The sequence below is a fragment of the Thioalkalivibrio sp. AKL10 genome (assembly GCF_000381845.1).
GTDB classification, from domain to species: Bacteria; Pseudomonadota; Gammaproteobacteria; order Ectothiorhodospirales; family Ectothiorhodospiraceae; genus Thioalkalivibrio; species Thioalkalivibrio versutus.
Genome location: NZ_KB907142.1, coordinates 990,617 through 1,015,165, shown reverse-complemented (window position 1 = coordinate 1,015,165; position 24,549 = coordinate 990,617). Strand labels below are relative to the sequence as shown.

24 protein-coding genes and 1 riboswitch are annotated in these 24,549 nt (G+C 67.1%); of the genes, 4 read left to right on the top strand and 20 right to left on the bottom strand.

Annotated features, from left to right (window positions below; genetic code table 11):
- Positions 1-27: 27 nt before the first annotated feature.
- Positions 28-456, bottom strand: a complete 429-nt coding sequence (locus G333_RS0104865) for an OsmC family protein (RefSeq protein ID WP_018145174.1) — start codon at positions 454-456, stop codon at positions 28-30.
- A gap of 198 nt (positions 457-654) precedes the next feature.
- Between G333_RS0104865 and crp the strand changes: the two genes are divergently transcribed.
- A complete protein-coding gene (gene crp, locus G333_RS0104860) occupies positions 655-1,302 on the top strand; it encodes a cAMP-activated global transcriptional regulator CRP (RefSeq protein WP_018145159.1) in 648 nt (215 codons plus the stop codon).
- 84 nt (positions 1,303-1,386) lie between these two features.
- Here the strand turns inward: crp and trpC are convergent, their stop codons facing one another.
- The 13 genes from trpC to purE form a co-directional block, all read right to left on the bottom strand.
- The gene (gene trpC, locus G333_RS0104855; protein WP_018937369.1) at positions 1,387-2,202 is read right to left on the bottom strand and encodes an indole-3-glycerol phosphate synthase TrpC; all 816 of its coding nucleotides are present in this window, start codon (positions 2,200-2,202) and stop codon (positions 1,387-1,389) included.
- Complete coding sequence (gene trpD, locus G333_RS0104850) at positions 2,199-3,233, bottom strand: anthranilate phosphoribosyltransferase (RefSeq protein ID WP_018145157.1); 1,035 nt, start codon at positions 3,231-3,233, stop codon at positions 2,199-2,201. The genes trpC and trpD overlap by 4 nt, the downstream gene beginning before the upstream one ends.
- 29 nt (positions 3,234-3,262) lie before the next feature.
- The gene (locus tag G333_RS0104845; protein WP_019563889.1) at positions 3,263-4,492 is read right to left on the bottom strand and encodes a multidrug effflux MFS transporter; all 1,230 of its coding nucleotides are present in this window, start codon (positions 4,490-4,492) and stop codon (positions 3,263-3,265) included.
- Positions 4,493-4,658: 166 nt separating this feature from the next.
- Complete coding sequence (locus tag G333_RS0104840; protein ID WP_019571529.1) at positions 4,659-5,252, bottom strand: aminodeoxychorismate/anthranilate synthase component II; 594 nt, start codon at positions 5,250-5,252, stop codon at positions 4,659-4,661.
- Positions 5,253-5,391: 139 nt separating this feature from the next.
- Positions 5,392-6,198 carry a triacylglycerol lipase gene (locus G333_RS0104835; RefSeq protein ID WP_018952355.1) on the bottom strand — a complete coding sequence of 269 codons (807 nt, stop codon included), beginning with the start codon at positions 6,196-6,198 and terminating at the stop codon, positions 5,392-5,394.
- 9 nt (positions 6,199-6,207) lie between these two features.
- On the bottom strand, positions 6,208-7,695 hold the full coding sequence (gene trpE, locus G333_RS0104830; RefSeq protein ID WP_018952354.1) for an anthranilate synthase component I: 1,488 nt from the start codon (positions 7,693-7,695) through the stop codon (positions 6,208-6,210).
- Between the two features lie 94 nt (positions 7,696-7,789).
- A complete protein-coding gene (locus tag G333_RS0104825) occupies positions 7,790-8,473 on the bottom strand; it encodes a phosphoglycolate phosphatase (RefSeq protein ID WP_019627815.1) in 684 nt (227 codons plus the stop codon).
- Between the two features lie 23 nt (positions 8,474-8,496).
- The gene (gene rpe, locus G333_RS0104820) at positions 8,497-9,186 is read right to left on the bottom strand and encodes a ribulose-phosphate 3-epimerase (protein ID WP_019627814.1); all 690 of its coding nucleotides are present in this window, start codon (positions 9,184-9,186) and stop codon (positions 8,497-8,499) included.
- A 193-nt stretch (positions 9,187-9,379) separates the two neighbouring features.
- Complete coding sequence (locus G333_RS0104815) at positions 9,380-9,703, bottom strand: c-type cytochrome (RefSeq protein WP_018952353.1); 324 nt, start codon at positions 9,701-9,703, stop codon at positions 9,380-9,382.
- A gap of 454 nt (positions 9,704-10,157) precedes the next feature.
- Positions 10,158-10,823, bottom strand: a complete 666-nt coding sequence (locus G333_RS0104810) for an energy-coupling factor ABC transporter permease (protein WP_019627813.1) — start codon at positions 10,821-10,823, stop codon at positions 10,158-10,160.
- 2 nt (positions 10,824-10,825) lie between these two features.
- Positions 10,826-11,443, bottom strand: coding sequence for a class I SAM-dependent methyltransferase (locus tag G333_RS0104805; protein WP_018937374.1), 618 nt, complete (start codon positions 11,441-11,443; stop codon positions 10,826-10,828).
- Positions 11,440-12,621, bottom strand: a complete 1,182-nt coding sequence (locus G333_RS0104800) for a 5-(carboxyamino)imidazole ribonucleotide synthase (protein ID WP_019627812.1) — start codon at positions 12,619-12,621, stop codon at positions 11,440-11,442. Before G333_RS0104800 ends, G333_RS0104805 begins: the two co-directional genes overlap by 4 nt.
- Positions 12,618-13,127 carry a 5-(carboxyamino)imidazole ribonucleotide mutase gene (purE, locus tag G333_RS0104795; RefSeq protein WP_019627811.1) on the bottom strand — a complete coding sequence of 170 codons (510 nt, stop codon included), beginning with the start codon at positions 13,125-13,127 and terminating at the stop codon, positions 12,618-12,620. The genes G333_RS0104800 and purE overlap by 4 nt, the downstream gene beginning before the upstream one ends.
- Positions 13,128-13,416: 289 nt before the next feature.
- On the opposite strand from purE, the gene G333_RS0104790 reads away from it, so the two are divergent.
- Both G333_RS0104790 and bioD read left to right on the top strand, forming a co-directional pair.
- Positions 13,417-14,313 carry a phosphoribosylaminoimidazolesuccinocarboxamide synthase gene (locus G333_RS0104790; protein ID WP_019627810.1) on the top strand — a complete coding sequence of 299 codons (897 nt, stop codon included), beginning with the start codon at positions 13,417-13,419 and terminating at the stop codon, positions 14,311-14,313.
- Positions 14,310-15,029 carry a dethiobiotin synthase gene (bioD, locus tag G333_RS0104785; protein WP_019627809.1) on the top strand — a complete coding sequence of 240 codons (720 nt, stop codon included), beginning with the start codon at positions 14,310-14,312 and terminating at the stop codon, positions 15,027-15,029. The genes G333_RS0104790 and bioD overlap by 4 nt, the downstream gene beginning before the upstream one ends.
- Here the strand turns inward: bioD and G333_RS0104780 are convergent.
- The 6 genes from G333_RS0104780 to tkt form a co-directional block, all read right to left on the bottom strand.
- Positions 14,969-15,748, bottom strand: coding sequence for a lipid-binding SYLF domain-containing protein (locus G333_RS0104780; RefSeq protein ID WP_019567443.1), 780 nt, complete (start codon positions 15,746-15,748; stop codon positions 14,969-14,971). The genes bioD and G333_RS0104780 overlap by 61 nt on opposite strands.
- A gap of 131 nt (positions 15,749-15,879) precedes the next feature.
- The gene (gene fba, locus G333_RS0104775) at positions 15,880-16,944 is read right to left on the bottom strand and encodes a class II fructose-bisphosphate aldolase (protein ID WP_018145142.1); all 1,065 of its coding nucleotides are present in this window, start codon (positions 16,942-16,944) and stop codon (positions 15,880-15,882) included.
- Between the two features lie 79 nt (positions 16,945-17,023).
- Complete coding sequence (gene pyk, locus G333_RS0104770; protein WP_018145141.1) at positions 17,024-18,454, bottom strand: pyruvate kinase; 1,431 nt, start codon at positions 18,452-18,454, stop codon at positions 17,024-17,026.
- 37 nt (positions 18,455-18,491) lie between these two features.
- Positions 18,492-19,670: a phosphoglycerate kinase gene (locus G333_RS0104765; protein ID WP_018951005.1), complete on the bottom strand. Its 1,179-nt coding sequence runs from the start codon at positions 19,668-19,670 to the stop codon at positions 18,492-18,494.
- A 129-nt stretch (positions 19,671-19,799) separates the two neighbouring features.
- The gene (gene gap / locus G333_RS0104760; RefSeq protein WP_019627807.1) at positions 19,800-20,798 is read right to left on the bottom strand and encodes a type I glyceraldehyde-3-phosphate dehydrogenase; all 999 of its coding nucleotides are present in this window, start codon (positions 20,796-20,798) and stop codon (positions 19,800-19,802) included.
- A gap of 41 nt (positions 20,799-20,839) precedes the next feature.
- The gene (gene tkt / locus G333_RS0104755) at positions 20,840-22,840 is read right to left on the bottom strand and encodes a transketolase (RefSeq protein ID WP_026287884.1); all 2,001 of its coding nucleotides are present in this window, start codon (positions 22,838-22,840) and stop codon (positions 20,840-20,842) included.
- A gap of 406 nt (positions 22,841-23,246) precedes the next feature.
- On the opposite strand from tkt, the gene metK reads away from it, so the two are divergent.
- Positions 23,247-24,419 (top strand): methionine adenosyltransferase, encoded by a 1,173-nt coding sequence (gene metK / locus G333_RS0104750; RefSeq protein ID WP_018145137.1) that lies wholly within the window; start codon positions 23,247-23,249, stop codon positions 24,417-24,419.
- 32 nt (positions 24,420-24,451) lie between these two features.
- A riboswitch (S-adenosyl-L-homocysteine riboswitch) is annotated at positions 24,452-24,532 on the top strand.
- Positions 24,533-24,549: the final 17 nt, after the last annotated feature.

Below are 24,549 nucleotides of genomic sequence, written 5' to 3'. Positions count from 1 at the left end.
CAAGGACGGGCCCAGGGAGACGCGGCTTCAGCGCGGCGCCGGCCCCTCGATGATCTCGAAGTCATGGGTCACCTTCGCCGAGGCCCCCAGCATCAGCGAGGCCGAGCAGTACTTCTCGGCCGAGAGCCCCACCGCACGCCCGACCTGCTTCTCTGACAGCTCGTGGCCGTACACGCGAAAATGCACATGGATGTCGGTAAAGACCTTGGGCACGGTCTCCGCCCGCGTGCCCTCCACGGTCACCTCGCAGTCCAGCACCTGCTGGCGCGCCTTCTTCAGCATCGCAATCACATCGAAGCTGGTACAACCGCCCATCCCCAACAGCAGCATCTCCATCGGGCGTGCGCCCAGGTTGCGCCCGCCAGCATCCGGCGCCCCGTCCATCACCACCGCGTGGCCGCTGTCGGTCTCGCCGACAAAGGCCACCTGATCCAGCCATTTCACTTTCACCTGCATCGGGCTTGTCCTTTCACACTGTTGGATGGAGAAATCCACGCCTATACTCGGGTAGAACTCTACTCAGGGCGGACCTGCTGCACAAAACAGGGCCCTGCCGGCAGATTTTGTGAACGGTGCCAGTTACCCCGGGGTGCAGGGCACGGATGCTGCATTACACTGGCGCTCATCCTCAGGAAGCTGATATCGGACGTGACCATGGAAGCCTTGAACAACCCGTTCATTTACCGCCCGGCGCAGCCATCGCCCGCGCTGGAGCGTTTCCTCGGCTACTGCCACCGGCGCCAGTACCGCAAGCGCACCACGATCATTCACTCGGGCACCGTACCCGACACACTGTATTACGTGGTCAGTGGTTCGGTCTCGGTACTGGGCGAGAACAACGGACATGAGCTGGTACTTGCCTACCTGAACAAGGGCGAGTTTTTCGGCGAGCTGGGCATGTTCGAGGACGACCCGCGCAGCGCGACTGTCACCACCCGCGAGGACACCGAGACCGCGGAGATTCCCTACACCCAGTTCCGCGAGATCGCCCAGCGCGACCCCGAGATCCTGATGCTGCTCACCAGCCAGATCGCGGCCCGCCTGCGTCAGACCTCGCGCAAGGTGATGGACCTCGCGTTCGTGGATGTCACCGGCCGCATCGCCCACACCCTGCTGGACCTGGCCCAGCAGCCCGACGCGATGACTCACCCCGACGGCATGCAGCTGCGCATCACCCGGCAGGAGATCGCGCGTATCGTGGGTTGCTCGCGCGAGATGGCCGGACGCGTGCTGAAGGATCTGGAAGAACGCGGCCTGATCACCGCCCACGGCAAGACCATCGTAGTGTTCGGCACCCGCTGACGCTGCATTCCCCGCAGCCTCCGTCGAGATAAAACCCGGGCCAGCCTCCTTCGGCCCGGGCCTTCGCCCCTCCCTTGGGAGAGGCTACTGTTCGCCGCGGAACAGCTGGCCCAGGGCCGCACCCGGGTCCTCGGTGCGCATGAAGGCCTCGCCCACCAGAAAGGCATTCACCCCGGCCGCCTGCATGCGCGCGACATCCTCGCGCGTGTGGATGCCGCTTTCGGTCACCAGCAGGGCCTCCTCCGGCACCTGATCCTTCAACTCCAGCGTCGTCTCCAGCCGCGTCTCGAAGCTGTGCAGATCGCGGTTGTTGATGCCGATCAGGTCGGCCCCGATGCGCTTGGCCCGCTCCAGCTCCTCGGCGTCATGCACCTCCACCAGGGCATCCATGCCCAGCTCGCGGGTCAGGAAGAAGAGCTCGTGCAGCGCCGTGTCATCCAGCGCCGCCGCGATCAGCAGCACGCAATCCGCGCCGAGTACACGGGCCTCGTAGACCTGGTAGAGATCAATCACGAAATCCTTGCGCAGGATCGGGATCGTGCAGGCCACACGCGCGTCGCGCAGGTCGCCGTCGCGTCCCTTGAAGAAGTCCACGTCGGTCAGCACCGACAGACAGGTCGCACCATGCTCCTCGTAGCTGCGCGCAAACGCCTCGGGGTTGAAGTTCGGGCTGATCTGGCCCTGGCTCGGGCTGGCCTTCTTGATCTCCGCGATCACCGCAGGGCGCCCGGCGTCGATATCGCGCTGCAGGGCCGCGCGAAAACCACGCGGCGCCGGGGCAGACCCCATCCAGCCGCGCAACTCGCGCAGTGGCCAGTACACCTCGCGTTCCTTCAGCTCCTCGCGCTTGCGCTCCAGGATGCGCTGCAGGATGTCGGGTACTGCGTTGCCTTCACTCATTGTGCTTCCTTGTTTGCCAGTCTTGCGCTGGTCGCTTGCAGGCGCTCCAGCCGTTCGCGCGCCGCGCCGGAATCGATCGCCCGGGCGGCGGCCTTGATCCCCGCTGCGAGTGTGTCCGCCCCGCCGCCGGCGTAGATCGCCGCCCCGGCATTCAGCAGCACGATGTCGCGTGCCGCACCCGCCTGTCCGTCCAGCACGCCGCGCAGCATGCTGGCCGAGGCCTCCACGCTGTCGACCCGCACCGCATCCAGCGCGGTGGTGGTCAGCCCGAAATCCTCCGGACGGATGGTGTATTCGCGGATCTCGCCATCCTGCAGCTCCGCCACCCGGGTCGGCGAGGCGATGCTGATCTCGTCCAGACCATCCTCGGCATGCACCACCAGGACGTGCTCGCTACCGAGCCCCTTCAGGGCCTCGGCCAGCGGGCGCACCCAATCCTGGGAAAACACGCCGAGCACCTGATTCGGCGCCCCGGCGGGGTTGGTCAGCGGCCCCAGCACATTGAACAGCGTACGCACGCCAAGTTCCTTGCGCGGACCGATCGCGTGCTTCATCGCGCCGTGGTGGGCGGGAGCGAACAGGAAGCCAACACCGACCTCGTCGATACAGGTCCCCACCGCCGCCGGCGACAGGCCCAGCGAGATCCCCAGCGATTCCAGCACGTCGGCACTGCCGGATTTCGACGACACCGAGCGATTGCCGTGCTTGGCGACCCGCACGCCGCCCGCCGCCGCCACCAGCGCCGCGGCGGTGGAGATATTGAAGGTGCCCGAGGCATCGCCGCCGGTTCCGCAGGTATCCACCAGCCCGGTACGCGGCACATCCACGCGCGTGGCCAGCGAGCGCATCACGCCGGCAGCCGCGCGGATCTCCTCGATGGTCTCGCCCTTCATGCGCAGGGCCACCAGGAACGCGCCGATCTGGGCATCCGTGGCCTCGCCGGTCATCACCGCCTGCATCACGGCGGTCATGGTCGCCTCGTCCAAGTCGCGGCGCTCGATGAGGGCCGCTATCGCTTGCTGCACGGTCACGGGCTTGCTCCTGCGGAAATTCGAAGCGGCTAGTGTAACGTCCGCGCGGTGCCCGCACGACCACCGCCCGGCGCGACCAGCCAGGCGGCCAGCGCCAGGGCCCAGAGCAGCAACGCCGCGAGGACCAGACGCCCCATGGCATCGTCCAGCCAGTCGACCAGGAACAGTGCCAGCAACGCACTGAAGCCCAGTTGCACGAAGGCCTGCATGGCCGCGGCCATGCCGCGCGCGCCCGGGTAACAGTCCAGCGCCAGCAGGGTCAGCGACGGCATCGCCGTGGCCAGGGCGAAGCTGTATAGCGCGAACGGCCCGGTGATCGCAGCCACCGGGCCGTCGGCCAGCACCGCCAGGCCCACCAGCGCCAGCGACAGCCCGGACAGCCCGAGCCCGATCGCCACGGCCCGCCGCGGGCTCACCGCCCCGGCCACGCGCCCGGCGACGAAGCCGCCCACCACCAGCCCGGCGACCAGCGGCCCGAACAACCACCAGAAGTCCTGTTCCCCGCCTTGCAGGTGCTCGTAGATGATGGTCGGGGACGCGGCAATGAACAGGAACATCGCCCCGAACATCCCCGCATGGACCGCGACCGGGAACAGGAACGCCGGGTTGTGCAGCGTGCCCAGGTAGCCCCGGATGACCGGACGCGGGTGACTGGAGACGCGGCCGACCGGCGGCAGGGTCTCCGGCATCCAGGCGCGCACCGCCAACAGCAGGAAGACGCCGTAGAGTGTCAGGAAGGCGAACACCGAACGCCAGCCAAACGCCGCCTGCAACCAGCCGCCGATGATCGGCGCGGCGGCCGGCCCGATCGCGAACATCATGGTGACCAGCGCGAACACCCGCCGCGCGTCGGTGGGATCAAAGCGATCGCGGATCAGCGCTCGCCCGACCACCACCCCGGCCGCCGCCGCCAGCCCCTGTCCCATGCGCAACGCCAGCACCTGCCAGTACTCCATCGCGAACACCAGCAGCACCGAGGTCAGCACGTAGGCCAGCAGGGCCCACAACACCACCGGGCGCCGGCCATAGGCATCCGACAGCGGGCCGGCAATCAGGGTGGCAACGGCGAACGCGACCAGATAGGCGGACAGCGTCGCCTGCATCGCCACACCATCGACGGCCAGGGCCTCGGCCATCGCCGGAAACGAGGGCAGATAGGTATCCAGCGAGAACGGCGCCAGCATGGACAGCGGCGCTACCAGCAGGGCGAAGCGCAGCCGCGTGCGGCGTTCCGTGGCGGCGCCCCTCAAGCGAGGCATGCGCGCCGGAATCGAGAGTGAACACCGGCCGGGCACGACCCGCGAGAGGCCGCCGCGCGAGCGGTGCGAGCCGCAATACCGCCAGCAGGCGCGGCCAGGCGAACCCCACCTGCCGTCCAGAACAAGCAGTAAGGGCCGCGTGAAAAGGTGTCTATTGACCTGCGCTTCACGCCGGCTGGGGCAGGCGACTCAGGAAGTTGCCGAGCAGTTCGTGCCCCTGGCGGGTCAGGATGGATTCCGGGTGAAACTGCACGCCCTCGACATCCAGCTCGCGATGACGCAGGCCCATGATCTCGTCGCGCGAGCCGTCTTCGCGCTGGGTCCAGGCGGTGACCTCCAGACATTCCGGGAGGCTTGCGGCCTCGACCACCAGCGAGTGATAGCGCGTGGCCTCCAGCGGATTCTCCAGCCCGGCGAACACCCCGGCCCCGGTGTGATGCACCGGCGAGGTCTTGCCGTGCATGATCTCGCGCGCCCGCACCACGCGGCCACCGAAGACCTGGCCGATCGCCTGGTGCCCGAGGCAGACCCCGAGGATCGGGATCTCGCCGGCAAAACGCCGGATCACCTCCAGCGACACCCCCGCCTCGTTCGGCGTACAGGGGCCGGGGGAGATCACGATACCGGTGGGGTCGAGCTCCGCAATCTGTTCCGGGGTGATGCAGTCATTGCGGTGCACCACCACCTCCGCCCCCAGCTCGCCCAGGTACTGGACCAGGTTGAAGGTGAACGAGTCGTAGTTGTCGAGCATCAGGATCATGGCGAACGTCCCTGGAGGCCGAAAGAAACGGGCAGACGAATAAAACCGAGGTCATGCGCACCCAGGCAGGAACCAAGCATACCCCGGGTCCCGAGTGGTTGCGCCGCAACCGCAATCGCGCTGGCGAAACCGTGCGCCCTCATCGGGGCAGCAACAGCGCCACCAACAGGGTACCGTCGGCGGCCTCCAACCGGTGCCCGCCAGGGCTGGGCAGGGTATGCGCCCGTCCGCGCAAGGCCGGGAGACGGTTCATGTCCTGACTGGCGGCATCCACCCACGGATCCGCCAGCCGCACCACCGATACATAGCGGATGGGCGGATGCTCCCGCGTGTTCAGCCACTCCAGGTGCGTCGCATCCGGCGAGCCGCCCTCCGGCCCCCACAGCCCCTCGCGCCGGTGCAGCCCCTGCATTCCGGCGAACGGGGCGTACAGCCCCAGTGGGGAATCGGCCAGCGCATCCGTCACCGAACGCGCCAGCGCAGACCAGCCGCCCCCCGCATGCGGCGCGGAGAAGGTCACCAGGGTGGAGATGGCCGGGTGCGGCTGACGCACCAGCAGCTCGCGCGCCACGACCCCGCCGGTGGAATGCCCGACCAGCACCAGCTCGCGGCCGGGGTGGCGCCGGGTCAGACCATCGACCACCTGGCCGAGCGCCCGCGCCCGTTCCGGTGGAGCCACAGCGGTCGGCAGATCCACGGTATAGAACTGGCGTGCGGCGGGGTCGGGGGCTCGCTCGAAGTGCGCAGCGCCCACGTTTGCACGGGCACGCCCGCCATCGGCATAGCCGGCGGCGTTCAGGGCCGCGGTGAACCCGGCCTGGCGAAAACCGTCACCGCGATCCCAGCCCCCGGGTACCAGCACCACGATCTGCGCCGCCGCCAGCCCCGGCAACAGCCAGAGCCCGAGCACCACCAGCAACAGGATGCGAAGGCCACCGCACCGCATGACCGGCCCTCAGTCGCGGTGGCGCCGGGGCCCCAGACCGCCCAGGGCAGTCTCGGCCGCACGCACCACCGCGCGCCCCTTGTTCAGGGTCTCCTGCCACTCGTTTTCCGGCACCGAGTCGTGGACTACACCGGCCCCGGCCTGGATGTGCAACTCGCCGTCGTGCAGCACGGCGGTGCGGATCGCGATCGCGGTGTCCATATTGCCCGACCACGAGAGGTACCCCACCGCACCGGAGTAGGGCCCGCGCTTGACCGGTTCCAGCTCGTCGATAATCTCCAACGCGCGGATCTTCGGTGCCCCCGAGACGGTCCCGGCCGGGAAGGTCGCGCGCAGGACATCCATCGGCGAGTGGCCCGGGGCCAGCCGCCCCTCCACGTTGGAGACGATGTGCATCACATGCGAGTAGCGCTCGATACTCATGGTGTCAGTCACCTCCACCGAGCCGATCTCGCAGACCCGGCCGACGTCGTTGCGCCCCAGATCGATCAGCATCAGGTGCTCGGCACGCTCCTTTGGGTCCGCCAGCAGTTCGGCCTCCAGCGCGCGATCTTCCGCCTCGGTACGCCCACGCGGGCGGGTGCCGGCGATCGGACGCACGGTCACGCAGTCGTCCTCCAGGCGCACCAGGATCTCCGGCGACGCACCGACCACGTGGTGATCGTCCAGGTCGAGGTAGTACATGTAGGGCGACGGGTTCAGCGCCCGCAGGGCACGGTAGAGGTTCAGCGGCGGTGCGGAGAACGGCACGCTCATGCGCTGTGCCAGCACCACCTGCATCACGTCGCCGTCCATGATGTATTCCTGCGCCCGGGCGACCGCGGCCTGATAGCCCTCGGCCGACCAGCCGGACACATACTCCGGCACCGCGTGTGGATGCGGCGGATCCTCCGGCGGTACCAGCGGCTCGCCCAGGCGGGCCTCCAGTTCGTCCAGGCGGGCAGCGGCCACGGCCTGGCCACCGGCCTGGGTCGTATCCGCGTGTACCACCAGGTACAGCCGCCCGGAGAGGTTGTCGTAGACCACGACCTCCTCGGAGACCATCAGCAGGATATCCGGCAACCCCAGGGCATCCGGCTTCTCCGGCCCCTCCAGGCGCGGCTCGATCAGGCGCACGGTCTCGAACCCGAAATAGCCGACCAGGCCACCGGTGAAGCGTGGAAGTCCCGGCAGCTCCGCGGCCTTGAAGCGCGCCTGATAGGCCTCGATCCAGGCCAGCGGGTCCGTCTCGGTGGTCTGCTCCACCACCGCACCGTCGGTCTCCACGGTGATGTCGTGGCCATGCACGCGCACCAGGGTGCGCGCCGGCAGGCCGATGAAGGAATACCGCCCCCAGCGCTCCCCGCCCTGCACGGACTCGAACAGATAGGAATACGGCCGGTTGGCCAGCTTGAGGAAGATGGACAGCGGGGTCTCGAGATCCGCCAGGACCTCGCGCACCAGCGGGATGCGGTTATAGCCCTCGCGGGCCAGCTGATCGAACTGTTCGGGGGTCATCACAACGGTTCCTGACAAGGGGGATGGATGGCGTGGCGGTTCATTCGCCGTCTCGCCATCGCCCCATTGTCCGGTCCGTTGCCGACATCACGGATCACGCCGCCCGGGCGGGCAGCAGGTCTGGCAGCTCGTCCAGCCGATCGAGCACCGCGTCCGGGCGCTCGTCGCGGATATCCTTGCCGTGGTTGTAGCCGTAGGTCATGCAGACGATCTGGAAGCCAGCGGCACGGGCGGCCTTCACGTCGCTCTTGGAGTCCCCGACCATCAAAGCCTCGGACGGGTCCACGCCGAGCTTGTCGGCCGCGTGCAGCAGCGGGGCCGGATCCGGCTTCTTCTGCGGCAGGGCGTCGCCGGCGACCACGATCTCGAAGTCGTCGAGGATGCCCTTCTCGCGCAGCAGCGGCACGGTGAAGCGCTCGGCCTTGTTGGTCACGCAGCCCAGGCGGTAGCCCGCGGCCTTGAGCTGGCCCAGCCCCTCGCGCACGCCCGGGTAAAGCGGCGAACGCCCGGCGGTGTTCTCCTGGTAGATACGCATGAACACGGGCAGCGCACGTGCGAACTGCTCCGCGTCCGGCTCGCCGTCGAGGTCGTTGACCAGCGCACGCTTAACCAGCCGTTCCACGCCGTTGCCGACCCAGTTGCGCACGGCCGGCTCGCCGCGTTCGGGCAGGCCCAGCTCGCGCATCATCGCATCCACGCTAAAGGCCAGGTCCGGCACGCTGTCAATCAGCGTGCCGTCCAGGTCGATCAGGATCATGCGGGGGCGTTTCAGGGACATCCCGGTCTCCGGTAACCGTCGATTCAGGCCTTGGCCAGCTCGTCGCGCATCTGCTGGATGATGCTGTCGTAGCGGTTCGGGTCGGTGTCGCTGCCGGCGCCGAAGATCGCGGACCCGGCCACAAAGGTATCGGCACCGGCGGCCTTGATCTCGCGGATATTGTCGGCCTTCACGCCACCGTCGATCTCGAGGCGGATATCACGCCCGGAGTCGTCGATCATCTTGCGCGCGGCGCGCAGCTTGTCCAGCGTATTCGGGATGAACTTCTGGCCACCAAAGCCCGGGTTCACCGACATCAGCAGGATCATGTCGACCTTGTCCATCACGTACTCGAGACAGGACAGCGGGGTTGCCGGATTGAACACCAGCCCGGCCTTGCAGCCCTCGGCGTGGATCAGCTGCAGGGTGCGGTCGATGTGATCGGAGGCCTCCGGATGGAAGGTGATGTAACTGGCACCGGCCTGGGCGAAGTCCGGGATGATGCGATCCACCGGCTTGACCATCAGGTGCACGTCGATCGGCGCGGTCACGCCGTGCTTGCGCAGGGCATCACAGACCAGCGGGCCGATGGTCAGGTTGGGCACGTAGTGGTTGTCCATCACGTCGAAGTGCACGGTGTCGGCACCGGCCGCCAGGACGTTGTCGACTTCCTCGCCCAGGCGGGCGAAGTCGGCGGAGAGGATGGACGGAGCGATGAAATCGGGTTGTGCCATGGAAAGCCTCGCAGGGATCGCTGGTGAAGCAGGGCCGACCGTCGACCGTGCTCTCGGAATCGCCGAACTTTACCGGATGCCGGGATGCCAGGCAAAAGCCAGTGGTCGCAGCGGGCGGCACTCCAACGCCAACGGGCCGGGGAAACCCCCGGCCCGTTGGCTGGCTTCGCTTGCCTCTACCAAGGCGCCCGGATCAGTTGAACTCGGTCGCGATGTAGTTGGACAGGTTGGCGATGTCGTCGTCGCTCAGGCCCTGGGCCTGCGGACGCATCAGCGCGGTATGATCACCGACCTCCTCGCCGGCGCGATAGCGCTCCAGCAGGCTGGCCACGGTTTCCGCGTCCTGGCCGACCAGCGCCGGGAAGATCGCCTGCCCCTTGCCCTGGGCACCGTGACAGCTGGCACAGGTGTTCTGGTACTTGGACTGACCCGCCTGGATATCGGCGGCCTGGGCCGCACTGGACAGCATCAGGACACTGCCGGCAATACCGGCCAGCACGAACAGCTTGGTTTTCATTATTGTAGTCTCCTCGTTCAAGTTCCCGGGCGGGGTCGTCGCCCCGTCTTGATGCAAACGTTAGCAGGGCTTTCCTGAATGGTGCATTAACATAGAACCAAACAGGGACATAACCACAGGCCGCTCCATGGAGCCATTCGATCGGTCGGAGAATGCGGGCCGGAGCCTTCCTAGGGAAACGCTGATCAATGAACGCGTTCGCGCTCGAGTCGCTTTTGCGTGCGAACAAGGCGCGGTGACTGCCGTGCAGTCATTCTGCACAAAGGAGCCGCAACGCCGTTCCCGCGCAAAAGCGGCCGAGCCCCTGCTTTCAACCGTTTGCGGGGTTGGAACCCCAGGTTCCCCGATTCTGCGTTGCGCCGCTTGCCGGTAGAAGCACTACCGGCTGCGCGCCGCGCCTTGTCTCGGAAAACCTGGGGCACCAACGCGAACGCGTTCATTGATCAGTGTTTCCCTAGCGTCCGTGGATGTAGCGCTCGTCCGACCAGGTCGCCAGCCACTCGGGACGCACCATGACCAGGCCGGTAATCACGATCCCGTTGATCACCGCCTCGGGCAGCACCAGCAGGGCCAGGTAGCGCAGGTAGTCGCGATGGATATCTGGCCAGGCGAGCTCGGTGAACAACCCGTAGATCGCCGCCGAGGCCAGCACGGTGGCAACCACCGAAAGCGCCCCGCCGAGGAAACCGACCGCGTAGAGGTAGATGAACATGTGCGCGGGCAGACGCGCCTCGGACAGCCGCAGCAGCCCCCAGGTGACCGCGACCGGCAGGATGCCCGCCAGCAGCACCGTCAACGGGAAGGCGGCTAGCGGGAGCACGCCGAACAGGCCGAGGATCGCCACTACCAGGAAGACCATCAGGATCGCCAGCTGCCAACCGAACATCAGGGTCACGGTGGCCATACCCAGAAAATGCAGGGCCAGCCCATCCAGGGCCTGCGCCCGCAGGCTCCAGATCAGCAGCAGGCACAGCGTGGCGATCACGAACAGCTGGGCGCGGCCGGGCACGAAGAAGGTCTCCCAGGGCATGCGCCGCAGCATCACCAGCATGCCGCCACCCAGCAGCACGGCGGACAGCACCCGGAGCGCAACCGGCAGTTCGCCCGCCCCCTCGACCATGCTCAGTCGGGCTCGCGCACCGCGGCCGCGACAGTGTACTCGCGGCCCTGCTTGACCTTGTCGTAGTTGCCGAACACTTCCTTGAACCCCTTCTCGATGAACCGCCGCAACCCGGTAATGGTTACGACATAGATGCGTCCATCCGGGTTCATCTGCTCGTGGGCGTCCAGCAGGTAGGTGTAGAGCATCTCGCGCCCCACCTTGGCCGGCAGGTTGGAGGTGACCAGATCGAAACGCCGGTCACGGATCTGTGCGAAGCCATTACTGGTCACGCAGTCCACATTGGTGATGCCGTTCAGCTCGGCGTTACGCCGGCTGTACTCCACCGCCAGGAAGTTGGTGTCCACCAGCGTGCAGTGGCCCTGCGGCGCCTTGCGCGCCAGCGTCAGGCCGATCGGGCCATAGCCACAGCCCAGATCCAGGCAGGCATCGGTTGGCTCCACCTCGATGCGCTCCAGCAACATCCGCGTGCCATCGTCGATGCGGCGCGGCGAGAACAGGCCCCAGGTCGTGCGGAACCGCAGGTGTTCTCCGGCCAGCGTGTCCTCGAATTCCAGGTCGCGCTTCAGCTCCGCCTGACGGGTACGCCGCGCCTGGATCGTGGGGAAGTCCTCCTTCATGCCACCCCTCCGTCCGCAGTCCGCTCCACAGCCTCGGCCAGGCCCTGCCACAGGGCCTCGGCGGTGGAGGCCGCGGCGCCGGCGTCATCCTCGCCCGGCAGACCGAGCACGTTGACGTGCCCCATCTTGCGGCCGGACCGGGCCTCGGCCTTGCCATACAGATGCAGCCGCGCGCGGCCGGCAGCCAGCACGCCCTGCCAGTCGGGGTCCCCTGCGGCGGGCCACAGGTCACCCAGCAGGTTGACCATCGCCACCGGCGTGGTCAGCAACGCCGGGGCCAGCCCCAGCCCGCAGACCGCGCGCACCTGCTGCTCGAACTGGCTGACGGTGCAGGCATCCTGGGTGTAGTGCCCGGAGTTGTGCGGACGCGGCGCGATCTCGTTGACCAGCAATTCACCCTCCACCGTGAGGAAGAACTCCACCGCCAGCAACCCCTGGTAGTCGAGCTGCTCGGCGATGTGCCGCGCGATCGCCGTGGCGCGTTCGCGCGGCTCGTCGCCGACCCGCGCCGGCACCCGCGTCAGGTGCAGGATGCCCTCGTGATGGGTGTTTTCCGCCACCGGAAAGGCCTCGTTCGCGCCGTCCGCGGTTCGCGCCACCAGCACCGAGAGCTCGCGCTCCAGCTCGACCTGGGCCTCCAGCACGCAGTCCACCAGCCCCAGCTCGGCATGCGCCGCGGGCAACTCGCCGGCCTGCGCCAGCCGGACCTGGCCCTTGCCGTCATAACCCAGGCGCGCGGTCTTCAGGATCGCGGGGAACGTCGGCCCTCCCGCGTCCGTTCGCACTTCGGGCGTCTGGCCGGCCAGGACCGCCTGCCAGGGGGCTACCGCCACACCGATCTCGCCGAGGAAGGCCTTCTCCTCCAGGCGATCCTGGGCAATGCTCAGGGCGCGCGGCCCCGGGCGCAGACAGGCATGCGCATCCAGCCACTCCACGGCCGGGCGCGGGATGTTCTCGAACTCGGTGGTAATGACCGCGCAGGCCCCGGCCAGGGCCTGCAGCGCATCGGGGTCGTCGAAGGCCTGGCACAGGTGGCGCGCCGCCACTCGCCCGGCCGGGCTGGCCGGGTCCGGGTCCAGGACCCATACGGGATAGCCCATGCCCTGTGCGGCCTCCACGAAATAGCGGCCGAGCTGCCCGCCACCGAGCAGCCCGAGGGTCGCAGGGGGCTGGATCATGACGGGTCCGGTGGCAGGGTCTGCGCCAGCACGGCCTGACTTTGGGACTGACGAAAGGCATCCAGACGCTCACGCAGATCGGGATCGTAGTTCGCCAGCATCGCGGCGGCGAACAAGGCGGCGTTGGCCGCGCCCGCCTCGCCGATCGCGAAGGTCGCCACGGGGATGCCGCGCGGCATCTGCACGATGGACAGCAGCGAGTCCTGCCCCTTCAGGTGGCGCGAGGCAACCGGCACCCCGAGCACCGGTACCGGCGTCTTGGATGCCAGCATCCCCGGCAGGTGCGCCGCCCCCCCGGCCCCGGCGATGATCGCCTGTAGACCACGCTCGCGTGCCTGCTCGGCGTACTCGAACAGGAGATCCGGTGTTCGGTGAGCCGACACCACCCGGGCCTCGAACGGGACCCCGAGTTCGTCCAGCACATCCACCGCCCGCTCCATGGTCGCCCAGTCGGAGGTGCTCCCCATCACGACGCCCACGCGAGGCGCCGCCGAATTGCCTGCCATCTCAGTCATGGCCCGAACGATAGCGACCCCGGCCCCACCCGACAAGCCATGCGCACCACGAAGCCCACCAAGGCACGAAGAAAAGGCCAGTCAAGGGCGACCCACAAGGAGACGCAGAGGCCGGAAGGCCTTACTGGTGAGAGCGAAGCGGGGGCGTGAATGGCCGGTGGATAAGGCGCGACGCGCCCATGCGCTTGCTGCCGATCGTCGCGTCTCCTTGTGGATCGCTTTTCTTCGTGGCTTCGTCCGCTTCGTGGTGCGCAAGGCCCGCGCCCGGTAGAATCGCGGCATGACTGACACCCTGCTTGAAAGCCACCTCCCCGACCTGGAACTCGTGCATCGCGGCAAGGTGCGCGATCTCTATGCGGTGGACGCCGACCACTGGCTGATGGTCACCACCGACCGCCTGTCCGCCTTTGACGTGATCCTGCCCACGGCCGTGCCCGAGAAGGGCCGAGTGCTGACGGAGATCACGCAGTTCTGGATGCACAAGGTGGAGCGCGAGCTGGGCATTCCCAACCAGCTGACCGATATCCCGCTGGAACAGGTGATCCCGGACCCGGCCGTTCGCGCCCCGCTGGAAGGACGCAGCCTGGTGATCCGCCGGCTCGAAGCCCTGCCGGTGGAGGCGGTGGTACGCGGCTACCTGATCGGCTCTGGCTGGAAGGACTACCAGGCCAGCGGCGCGGTCTGCGGCATCCCGCTCCCGGCCGGCCTGGAGCTCGCCTCGAAGCTCCCCGAGGCGATCTTCACCCCCAGCACCAAGGCCGACGTCGGCGACCACGACGCCAATATCGACTTTGATGCCGTCGTGGCGACCATCGGCGAGGACCGGGCGCGGCAGGTGCGCGACGCGGCACTCTCGATCTACGCGATGGCGCGCGACTACGCGGCCGAGCGCGGCATCATCATCGCCGACACCAAGTTCGAGTTCGGCGTCGATGCCGCCGGCACCCTGCATCTGATCGACGAGGTCCTGACCCCGGACTCCTCGCGCTTCTGGCCCGCCGACCGCTACGCGCCAGGCACCAGCCCCGAGTCCTTCGACAAGCAATACGTACGCGACTACCTGGAGACCCTGGACTGGGACAAGCAGCCGCCCGGCCCCGAGCTGCCCACGGAAGTGGTGGCACAGACCGCGGCGCGCTATCGCGAGGCCCTGGAGCGCCTGACCCGCGACGCATGAGCCCGACACAGACAGGAGCGTCCCCGCAGGGCCTGTTCGTCACCGGCACCGACACCGGCGTCGGCAAGACCTTCGTCAGCTGCGCGCTGCTGGAACTCTGGCGGGATCGTGGGCTGCGGCCACAACCGCGCAAGCCGGTGGAATCCGGCTGCCCGCCGGGCCCGGATGGGCTGCGGCCCGAGGACGGGATGAACCTGACCCACGCGGCGGGCTTTCCGGACGCCGCCATCGAGCAGGTCACGCCCTGGCGCTTCCCCGATGCCATCGCCCCGGACCAGGCCGCCGCGAACCAGGGCGTGCGCCTGACGATCGCGGAGCTGGCCGCGGCCTGCGCAGCCGACGGCACGGGCCCGCGGCTGGTGGAGGGTGCGGGGGGCTTCTACTCGCCGCTCTGCGCGGATGGCCTGAACGCGGACCTCGCCGCGGCCCTCGGGCTACCGGTCCTGCTGGTGGCGGAGGACCGGCTGGGCACACTGAACACCTGCCTGCTGACCCTGGAGGCCCTGGAACGACGCGGCCTGCAACTGGCCGGGATCGTACTGAACCGGCGCCGGGTGGATGCCGACCCGCGCCTCGACAATGCCGCCGCGCTGCGTTCACGCACGAGCGCCCCGATCATCGAGTCAGCGGAAGGCATCACCCGCGCGGCGCTGGCTCAGAAGCTCTCCACCTCGAAGTTGTCCGGGCGCACGCCGCCGGAGGACTCGCGCTCCTGACCGCGGGACTCGGAGGCCGCAGGGGCTTCCTCTTCGTCAACCCGGAACCCGGCCAGGGTCTCGCGCAGGGCACGGGTTCCCTCGCGGTCGACGCGGCGGGTCTCGATGATATGCACCGGGCGCTGGGACTCGCCGTAGTACGCCTCATTGAAGTCGTCGCGCACCGTCATGCGCGAGCCGGACAAACTCATGCCCAGGTAGGCACCCCGCGCCCGCGAGTAGGACAGGAAGTCGGCCGTCGGGGTGGCACTCCGGCCCGCACCCACCGGACCGGCAGCCACCGAGGCATCGCCCCCCAGGCGGATGGCGGATCCGAACATCGAGTCCACCGCATCCTGGGTGCGCGCGACCATCACCACCTCGGCGGCATCACCACCGAACTGCATGCCGAAACTGACCGAACCGAGGGAGTAGAACGCCACCGGCGAATAATCGCCGCGCTCGTCGTCCCAGGCCAGGAACACGCCGATGCCGCCGGAGCCTCCGATCAGGAAGGCCCCGCGAGCCACGCGCGGGAAGATCACTACGCCGCGGGCGTCGCGCAGGTCCTCTTTAAGGGACTCGTACTCGGGGTGGGTCGCCATGTTCTCCACCGTCGCCTGGGCGCGATCGATGATGTCCTGCGGATCGATCTCGCGGCTGAACGGGTTCGCGTGAGCGCTCCCCACCATGGTGGCAAACACCAGCGTCGTCAGGCAGAAAAGGATCAGTCGTTGCATCGTGGAAACCTCCAGAAAGGCCAAGGGAGACGCGGCCGCGCGAATGCGTCGGCGTCTCCCTAACGAATACATTCATCATGGCACAAAAAAAGGGGGCCGAAGCCCCCTTTTTCGTGCTGCAATCCGCAGGATCAGTTGACCTTGGGATCCAGCTCGCCGGACAGGTAGCGCTTGACCATGTCGTCCAGGGAGATCGGCTTGATTTTGGACGCCATGCCGGCGCAACCGAAGGCCTCGTAACGGGCCTGGCAGAGGTCCTTCATCGCGGCAGTCGAGGCCTTCAGGAACTTGCGCGGATCGAATTCCTTCGGGTTCTCGGCCAGGAACTTGCGCACCGCACCGGTGGAGGCCATGCGCAGGTCGGTGTCGATGTTGACCTTGCGCACGCCGTGCTTGATGCCTTCCTGGATCTCTTCGACCGGCACGCCGTAGGTCTCGCCCATGTCGCCGCCGTACTTGTTGATGATCTGCAGCCACTCCTGCGGAACGGAGGAGGAGCCGTGCATGACCAGATGGGTATCCGGGATGCGGGCGTGGATCTCCTTCACGCGCTGGATGGCCAGGATGTCACCGGTCGGCGGACGGGTGAACTTGTAGGCGCCGTGGGAGGTACCGATGGCGATCGCCAGGGCGTCGCACTTGGTGTTCTTCACGAAGTCGGCGGCCTCGTCCGGGTCGGTCAGCAGCTGGTCGTGGGACAGCTGGCCCTCGGCGCCGGAACCGTCTTCCTCGCCGGCCATGCCGGTTTCCAGGGAGCCCAGGCAACCCAGCTCGCCTTCCACGGACACGCCACAGGCGTGAGCGATCTCGGAGACCTTGGCGGTCACGTCACGGTTGTAGTCGTACGAGGCCGGGGTCTTCATGTCAGGCATCAGGGAGCCGTCCATCATCACCGAGCTGAAGCCGGACTGGATGGAGCGCAGGCAGACTGCCGGCTCGGAGCCGTGATCCTGGTGCAGCACAACCGGGATGTCCGGGTACTGCTCGATGGCGGCGATGATGTTGTGGCGCAGGAAGGGCTCGCCGGCGTACTTGCGGGCACCGGCGGAGGCCTGAATGATCACCGGGGAGTCGACCGCAGCGGCCGCTTCCATGATCGAATGGACCTGTTCCATGTTGTTGGCGTTGTACGCCGGCATGCCATAGCCATGTTCGGCGGCATGGTCCAGAAGCTGGCGAAGTGAGATTAGAGCCATGGATTCCTCCTTACGGAATTCGGACTGAGGTAGTGAAAAAGTCGATTAATCTGGTTGGCGACTGCGGGCGGTGCGCGGTTCAGGCCAGTTCGCCGACGCGCACGATCTTCATGGCGTTGGTGCCGCCATGCTCGCCCTGCAGGTCGCCCTTGGTAATGATGACCAACTCGCCATCCTGCACGACGCCCTCGGCCTTGAGCAAGTTCACCGCCTCACGGTTCACGCTTTCGTGGCTCTCGGGGATCGGCTTCAGGGTCACCGGATAGACGCCGCGATAAAGCGTCATGCGGCGGCTGGTGGATTCGTGCTGGGTGAGCGCGTAGATCGGGATGCCCGAGCTGATGCGCGACATCCACAGCGCCGTGGAACCGGACTCGGTCAGCGCGGCGATCGCGGAGACATCGAGATGGTTGGCGGTATACATGGTGGCCATCGCGATGGCCTCGTCGACCCGGCCGAAGGTCGAATCCATGCGATGGTCCGACTGACGTGCGGCGCGCTGGCGCTCGGCGGCCTCGCAGATCCGGTCCATGCTGGTGACCACGCGCGCAGGATAACGCCCGGTCGCGGTCTCGCCGGAGAGCATCACCGCATCCGTGCCGTCCAGCACCGCGTTGGCCACGTCGAACACCTCGGCGCGGGTCGGGATGGGGTTCTGGATCATGGTCTCCATCATCTGGGTCGCGGTGATGACCAGACGATTGAGGCTGCGCGCGCGCGTGATCAGGGTCTTCTGCACCCCCGGGAGCTCGGCGTCACCGATCTCCACACCCAGATCGCCGCGGGCGATCATGATGACCTCCGAGGCGGCGATGATCTCGTCGATCACCTCCAGGGCCTCGGAGCGCTCGATCTTGGCGCAGATCCCGGCCTCCCAGCCGGCATCCTTCAACAGGCCCCGCGCCAGGTGCAGGTCCTGGGCGGAACGCGGGAACGAGACGGCCAGGTAGTCCACCTGCAGCTCGGCCGCCAGGCGGATATCGTCGCGGTCCTTGTCCGTAATCGCAGGAGCGGACAAGCCGCCACCCTGACGATTGATGCCCTTGTTGTTGGACAGCTCGCCGCCGACCTCGACGGTGGTCTCGATCCGGCTGCCATTGACCGCCGTGACCTTGAGCACGATACGGCCGTCATCCAGCAGCAGGATGTCGTCCGTGCGCACGTCGTCCGGGAGGTCCTTGTAGGTCAGGCCGACCTGGGTGGCATCGCCCGCGTCGCGATCCAGCTCGGCATCCAGCGCGAAGGGCGCGCCCTCTTCCAGCTGCACCTTGCCCTGCTGGAAGCGGTCGATGCGGATCTTGGGGCCCTGCAGGTCGCCCAGGACACCGACGCAACGGCCGGCGCGCTCGGAGGCGGCCCGCAGCCGCGCCAGGCGCTGGCGGTGGTCATCCGGATCGCCATGCGAGAAGTTCAACCGGACCACATCCACACCGGCCCGGATGATGGCCTCCATGGCCTCGTCGCTGTCCGTTGCCGGCCCCAGCGTGGCTACGATCTTGGTACGTCTCATCCGCGCGTGTCTCCGTCAGCGGGGAAGGACAAGGGCCTCAGCCCTTGGCCCGTTCTTCCAGGATGGCGACGGCCGGCAGGGTCTTGCCCTCGAGGAACTCGAGGAAGGCGCCGCCGCCGGTGGAGATGTAGCTGATGCGATCCGCCAGGTTGTACTTGTCGATCGCGGCCAGGGTGTCGCCACCCCCGGCGATGGAGAACGCATTGCTCTCGGCGATCGCCTCGCCCAGGGCCTTGGTGCCACCGGCGAACTGATCGAACTCGAACACGCCCACCGGGCCGTTCCAGACGATGGTGCCGGCATTGCGCAGGGCCTCGGCATAGGTGGCCGCGGTCTCGGGGCCCACATCGAAGATCATGTCGTCGTCCGCAACGGCGTCCACGGCCTTGGTCTCGGCCGGGGTGGATTCGGAAAACTCCTTGCCCACGGTCACGTCGGTCGGGACCGGGATCTCGCCGCCCTTGGCGCGGGCGGCCTCCATCAGGCGCTTGGACTCTTCGACCAGATCCGCCTCGTACAGCGACTTGCCGACACCATGGCCCTGGGCCGCGATAAAGGTGTTGGCGATGCCGCCACCGACGATCAGCTGATCGACCACCTTGGACAGCGACTCCAGCACGGTCAGCTTGGTCGAGACCTTGGACCCACCGACGATCGCCACCAGCGGGCGCTTCGGGGTCTCCAGGGCCTGCCCCAGGGCCTCCAGCTCCTTGGCCAGCAACGGGCCGGCGCAGGCCTGCGGGGCGAATTTGGCCACGCCATGGGTGGAGGCCTGGGCGCGGTGGGCGGTACCGAAGGCGTCCATCACGAACACGTCGCACAGCGCAGCGTACTTCTTGGCCAGCGCCTCGTCGTCCTTCTTCTCGCCGGCGTTGAAGCGCACGTTCTCGAGCAGGATCACCTCGCCCGGCTTGGCATCCACGCCGTCGAGGTAATCCCGAACCAGGCGCACTTCGCGCCCGAGCAGGCCACCCATATGCTCGGCGACCGGGGCCAGAGAGTCCTCCTCGGAGAACTCGCCCTCGGTCGGGCGGCCCAGATGCGACATCAGCATCACGGCCGCGCCGGCGTCCAGGGCCTTCTGCACGGTCTCGAGGCTCGCGCGGATACGGGCGTCCGAGGTGACCTTGCCGCCCTTCACCGGGACGTTGAGATCCTGACGCACCAGCACACGGCGACCCTGCAGGTCGAGATCGGTCATCTTGATGACAGACATGGGAGTACCTCTCGAAATACGGTTGGAAAGAGAAAAGGCTTCGGGCGAGCCCCCGCAGGGACTGGCCCCAGGCCTCTTGGACCCAGGCAATGCAAATGGCCGGACCCCGAGGGGCCCGGCCATCCGGCCTTACTTGGCGACGTGCTCCACCATGCGCAGCATGTTGCAGGTGTAGCCGTACTCGTTGTCGTACCAGGCGACGACCTTCACGAAGGTCGGGTCCAGCTGGATGCCGGCACCGGCGTCAAACACGGACGGGGCGGTGTAGCCGCGGAAGTCGGTGGAGACCACCAGGTCTTCGGTGTAGCCCAGCACGCCCTTCAGCTCGCCCTCGGAGGCCTTCTTCATGGCGGCGCAGACGTCGTCGTAGTTGGCGTCGCTGTTGAGCTCCACGGTCAGGTCGACCACCGACACGTCGGAGGTCGGCACGCGGAAGGCCATGCCGGTCAGCTTGCCGTTCAGTTCCGGCAGCACCTTGCCCACGGCCTTCGCGGCACCGGTGGAGGACGGGATGATGTTCTCCAGGATGCCGCGGCCCCCGCGCCAGTCCTTCATGGACGGGCCATCGACGGTCTTCTGGGTCGCCGTGGCGGCGTGCACGGTGGTCATCAGACCACGCTTGATGCCGAACTTGTCGTTCAGCACCTTGGCCACCGGGGCCAGGGCGTTGGTGGTGCAGGACGCGGCCGAGACCATGGTCTGGCCGGCGTACTCACCATGGTTCACGCCAAAGACGAACATCGGGGTGTCGTCCTTGGACGGCGCGGACATCACGACCTTCTTGGCGCCAGCGTCCAGATGCTTCTGGGCGGTCTCGGCGGTCAGGAACAGACCGGTGGATTCGATCACGATGTCGGTGTCGATATCGCCCCACTTCAGCGCGGCCGGATCCTTTTCGGCGGTCAGGCGGATGCGGTTGCCATTGACCACCAGGTCGTTGCCGTCGACGCTGACGTCGCCTTCGAAGCGGCCATGGACAGAGTCATAACGCAGCATGTAGGCCAGGTATTCCGGGTCCAGCAGGTCGTTGATGCCGACCACCTGGAGGTTCGGGAAATCCTTGGCGATGGCACGGAAAGCCATGCGGCCGATACGACCGAAGCCGTTGATACCAACCTTGATAGACATGAGAGTCTCCTCTTTATTGCTTAAGCGAAATCGATTCGGGCTCAGCCGTTCATCACGTCACGTGCGACCTGGGCGACGTTCTCCGGCTTGAAACCGAAGTAATCGAGCAGGGCACCACCCGGGGCGGATTCGCCGAAGCGATCCAGGCCAAACACCGCGCCGTCGAGGCCGGTGAACTTGTGCCAGGTCGTGGTCGCGCCGGCCTCGATGGCGACACGGGCGCGCACGGCCTTCGGCAGCACGGCCTCGCGGTAGGCCGGATCCTGCTGGTCGAACAGCTCGACACAGGGCATGGAAACCACGCGGACCTTCTTGCCCTCGCCGCTCAGCACGTCGGCGGCCTGCACGGCCAGTTCAATCTCGGAACCGGTGGCGATGAAGATCAGGTCCGGGGTGCCGTCGCAATCCTTCAGCACGTAACCGCCGCGGGCGATGTTGGCGAGCTGCTCGCCGTCACGCTCCATGTGCGGCAGGCCCTGACGCGACAGGATGAACGCGGACGGGCCGTCGGTACGCTCGATGCCGGCCTTCCAGGCGACGGCGGTCTCGACCGCATCGCAGGGGCGCCAGACGTTCAGGTTCGGGATCAGACGCAGGCTCGGGGTCTGCTCGATGGGCTGGTGGGTCGGGCCGTCTTCGCCGAGACCGATGGAATCGTGGGTCAGCACGTACATCACGCGCTGCTTCATCAGCGCGGACATGCGGATGCCGTTACGGGCATAGTCGGAGAAGATCAGGAAGGTACCGCCGTACGGGATGAACCCGCCGTGCAGGGCGATGCCGTTCATGATTGCGGCCATGCCGAACTCGCGCACGCCGTAGAACACGTAGTTGCCGGCGGCGTCGTCACGGGTGACGCCCTTGGATCCGCCATACATGGTCAGGTTGGAGCCGGCCAGGTCGGCGGAGCCGCCCAGCAGTTCCGGAACGGCCGGGGCCATGCCGGCGATCGCGTTCTGCGAGGCCTTGCGCGAGGCGACCTTTTCGGCCTTCTCGATGGTCTGCTTGATATAGGCGTTGGCCTTCTCGCTCCAGTCGGCCGGCAGATCACCGGCAATCCGGCGCTCGAACTCGGCGGCCAGTTCCGGATGGGCGGCCTTGTAGGCGGCGAAGCGTTCCTTCCACTCGGTCTCGGCCTTGGCACCCTTGTCCTTCGCGCTCCAGCCCTCGTAGATGTCGCCCGGGATCTCGAACGGGCCGTGCTCCCAGCCCAGTTCCTTGCGGGTCAGGGCGACCTCGTCGTCGCCCAGGGCGGCGCCATGGCACTCTTCCTTGCCGCACTTGTTCGGGGAACCGAAGCCGATCACGGTCTTGCAGCAGATCAGGCTCGGCTTGTCGCTGTTCTGGCGCGCCTCTTCGATCGCGGCCTTGACCGCGTTGGCGTCGTGGCCATCCACGCCGCGCACGACGTGCCAGCCATAGGCCTCGAAACGGGCCGGGGTATCGTCGGTGAACCAGCCCTCGACCTCGCCGTCGATGGAGATGCCGTTGTCATCCCAGAACGCGACCAGCTTGCCCAGGCCCAGGGTGCCGGCCAGCGCGCAGGTCTCGTGGGAGATCCCTTCCATCATGCAGCCGTCGCCGAGGAAGGCGTAGGTGTTGTGGTCGACGATGTCGTGACCGGGCTGGTTGAAGTGGGCGGCCATCATCTTCTCGGCCAGCGCCATGCCGACCGCGTTGGAGATACCCTGGCCGAGCGGACCGGTGGTGGTCTCGACACCGGCGGTGTAGCCGTATTCCGGGTGGCCCGGGGTCTTGGAGTGCAGCTGACGGAACTGCTTGATCTCGTCCATCGGCAGGTCGTAGCCGCTCAGATGCAGCAGCGAGTAGACCAGCATGGAGCCGTGACCGTTGGACATCACGAAGCGGTCGCGATCCGGCCAGCTCGGGTTCGCCGGGTTGTGCTGCATGTAGTCGTTCCACAGCACCTCGGCGATGTCCGCCATCCCCATCGGCGCTCCCGGGTGACCGGAATTGGCCTTCTGAACTGCGTCCATCGAAAGGGCGCGGATGGCGTTTGCAAGCTCTCTACGGGTCGGCATGCTGATCTCCTGCTCTAAGTAGTATTGGGTTCGGCTGATGGCGGGCGGCGGCGCGAGGCGCCAGCGGCGGCAGACCCGGACGAGTCGACCGAACGAGGGCTCACCAGTACCGGCCGGCGCGCCAGCGCACGGCGGTGGCCCGAGCAGCCTGCGGGAGCGGGCCCTTACTCGGCCACGCGAACGCGCGGCGGGCAGCACTCCCCATCAAAGGCGGTGCATTTTGGCCACTTTCGGGCACCGGGGCAAGTCGGCCCCAAACCGCGCCACGCTGCGCCCTCGCCGCCGGCCGGGACACCGATGCCCTGACTGTCGCGGGGGAGGGGCTTAGAAAAATCCTGCGAGTCGCGTTACACTAGAGGTCGTTTTGCGCAAAACTAAATCGAAACGACCCCAAAAGGAACGCTTAATGTCCAACGACTATATCTTTACTTCGGAATCTGTCTCTGCCGGTCACCCCGACAAAATGGCTGACCTGGTGTCCGACACCATCGTCGACGCCATCATCGAGCAGGACCCGCATGCACGCATCGCCTGCGAGACCGCCACCAAGACCGGCATGGTCATGCTGCTGGGCGAGATCACCACTGGCGCGCAGATCGACTACGAGCGCCTGGTGCGCGACACCGTCGTCGAGATCGGCTACAACGATTCCGACGTCGGCTTCGACGGCAAGACCTGCGCCGTGCTGAACGTGCTGGGCGAGCAGTCCCAGGACATCGCCATGGGTGTGGACCGCGACGTCTCCGACCGCGCCACCCAGGGCGCTGGCGACCAGGGCCTGATGTTCGGCTACGCCGCCCGCGAGACCGACACCCTGATGCCCGCCCCGATCTTCTACGCCCACAAGATGGTGCGCATCCAGTCCGAACTGATGAAGAGCGGCAAGCTGCCGTGGCTGCGTCCGGACGCCAAGAGCCAGGTCTCCCTGCGCTATGAAAATGGCAAGCCGGCCGGTCTGGACGCCGTGGTCCTGTCGACCCAGCACAGCCCGGACATCTCGCAGAAGGATCTGAAGGAAGCGATCTACGAAGAGATCTTCAAGAAGGTCCTGCCGGCTGAATGGCTGAGCCAGGTCGCCGACGACAAGCTCCACATCAACCCGACCGGCAAGTTCGAGATTGGCGGCCCGGTAGGCGACGCTGGCCTGACCGGCCGCAAGATCATCGTCGACACCTACGGCGGCATGGCCCGTCACGGTGGTGGCGCGTTCTCCGGCAAGGACCCGTCCAAGGTGGACCGTTCCGCAGCCTACGCCGGTCGCTATGTGGCCAAGAACATCGTTGCCGCCGGCCTGGCCGAGAAGTGCGAGATCCAGGTCTCCTACGCCATCGGCGTGGCCGAGCCGACCTCGATCACGATCGACACCTTCGGCACCGGCAAGCTGGACGATCGCAAGATCGAAGGCTTTGTGCGCGAAGTGTTTGATCTGCGCCCGTGGGGCCTGATCCAGATGATGGATCTGCTGCGTCCGATCTACAAGGCGACTGCCGCCTACGGTCACTTCGGCCGCGAAGATGTCGACCTCCCCTGGGAGCGTACCGACAAGGCCGAGGAACTTAAGAAGATGGCGGGCCTCTAAGAGCCCCGACATTTCTTGAAAGAAATACCCATCCGGCTGAGGAGCGCTGCAGCGGTTTTACCGTCAGGCTCAGCCGGATGCACCCTGAAACATGAACACGGCGCTCATCCAGATAAACGGAGAAGTTGAT

Coding starts and splice junctions, on each gene's coding strand:
- G333_RS0104865 (WP_018145174.1), bottom strand. CDS start 456: ATGCAGGTGAAAGTGAAATGGCTGGATCAGGTGGCCTTTGTCGGCGAG.
- crp (WP_018145159.1), top strand. CDS start 655: ATGGAAGCCTTGAACAACCCGTTCATTTACCGCCCGGCGCAGCCATCG.
- trpC (WP_018937369.1), bottom strand. CDS start 2,202: ATGAGTGAAGGCAACGCAGTACCCGACATCCTGCAGCGCATCCTGGAG.
- G333_RS0104845 (WP_019563889.1), bottom strand. CDS start 4,492: ATGCCTCGCTTGAGGGGCGCCGCCACGGAACGCCGCACGCGGCTGCGC.
- G333_RS0104840 (WP_019571529.1), bottom strand. CDS start 5,252: ATGATCCTGATGCTCGACAACTACGACTCGTTCACCTTCAACCTGGTC.
- G333_RS0104835 (WP_018952355.1), bottom strand. CDS start 6,198: ATGCGGTGCGGTGGCCTTCGCATCCTGTTGCTGGTGGTGCTCGGGCTC.
- trpE (WP_018952354.1), bottom strand. CDS start 7,695: ATGACCCCCGAACAGTTCGATCAGCTGGCCCGCGAGGGCTATAACCGC.
- G333_RS0104825 (WP_019627815.1), bottom strand. CDS start 8,473: ATGTCCCTGAAACGCCCCCGCATGATCCTGATCGACCTGGACGGCACG.
- rpe (WP_019627814.1), bottom strand. CDS start 9,186: ATGGCACAACCCGATTTCATCGCTCCGTCCATCCTCTCCGCCGACTTC.
- G333_RS0104815 (WP_018952353.1), bottom strand. CDS start 9,703: ATGAAAACCAAGCTGTTCGTGCTGGCCGGTATTGCCGGCAGTGTCCTG.
- G333_RS0104810 (WP_019627813.1), bottom strand. CDS start 10,823: ATGGTCGAGGGGGCGGGCGAACTGCCGGTTGCGCTCCGGGTGCTGTCC.
- G333_RS0104805 (WP_018937374.1), bottom strand. CDS start 11,443: ATGAAGGAGGACTTCCCCACGATCCAGGCGCGGCGTACCCGTCAGGCG.
- G333_RS0104800 (WP_019627812.1), bottom strand. CDS start 12,621: ATGATCCAGCCCCCTGCGACCCTCGGGCTGCTCGGTGGCGGGCAGCTC.
- purE (WP_019627811.1), bottom strand. CDS start 13,127: ATGGCAGGCAATTCGGCGGCGCCTCGCGTGGGCGTCGTGATGGGGAGC.
- G333_RS0104790 (WP_019627810.1), top strand. CDS start 13,417: ATGACTGACACCCTGCTTGAAAGCCACCTCCCCGACCTGGAACTCGTG.
- bioD (WP_019627809.1), top strand. CDS start 14,310: ATGAGCCCGACACAGACAGGAGCGTCCCCGCAGGGCCTGTTCGTCACC.
- G333_RS0104780 (WP_019567443.1), bottom strand. CDS start 15,748: ATGCAACGACTGATCCTTTTCTGCCTGACGACGCTGGTGTTTGCCACC.
- fba (WP_018145142.1), bottom strand. CDS start 16,944: ATGGCTCTAATCTCACTTCGCCAGCTTCTGGACCATGCCGCCGAACAT.
- pyk (WP_018145141.1), bottom strand. CDS start 18,454: ATGAGACGTACCAAGATCGTAGCCACGCTGGGGCCGGCAACGGACAGC.
- G333_RS0104765 (WP_018951005.1), bottom strand. CDS start 19,670: ATGTCTGTCATCAAGATGACCGATCTCGACCTGCAGGGTCGCCGTGTG.
- gap (WP_019627807.1), bottom strand. CDS start 20,798: ATGTCTATCAAGGTTGGTATCAACGGCTTCGGTCGTATCGGCCGCATG.
- tkt (WP_026287884.1), bottom strand. CDS start 22,840: ATGCCGACCCGTAGAGAGCTTGCAAACGCCATCCGCGCCCTTTCGATG.
- metK (WP_018145137.1), top strand. CDS start 23,247: ATGTCCAACGACTATATCTTTACTTCGGAATCTGTCTCTGCCGGTCAC.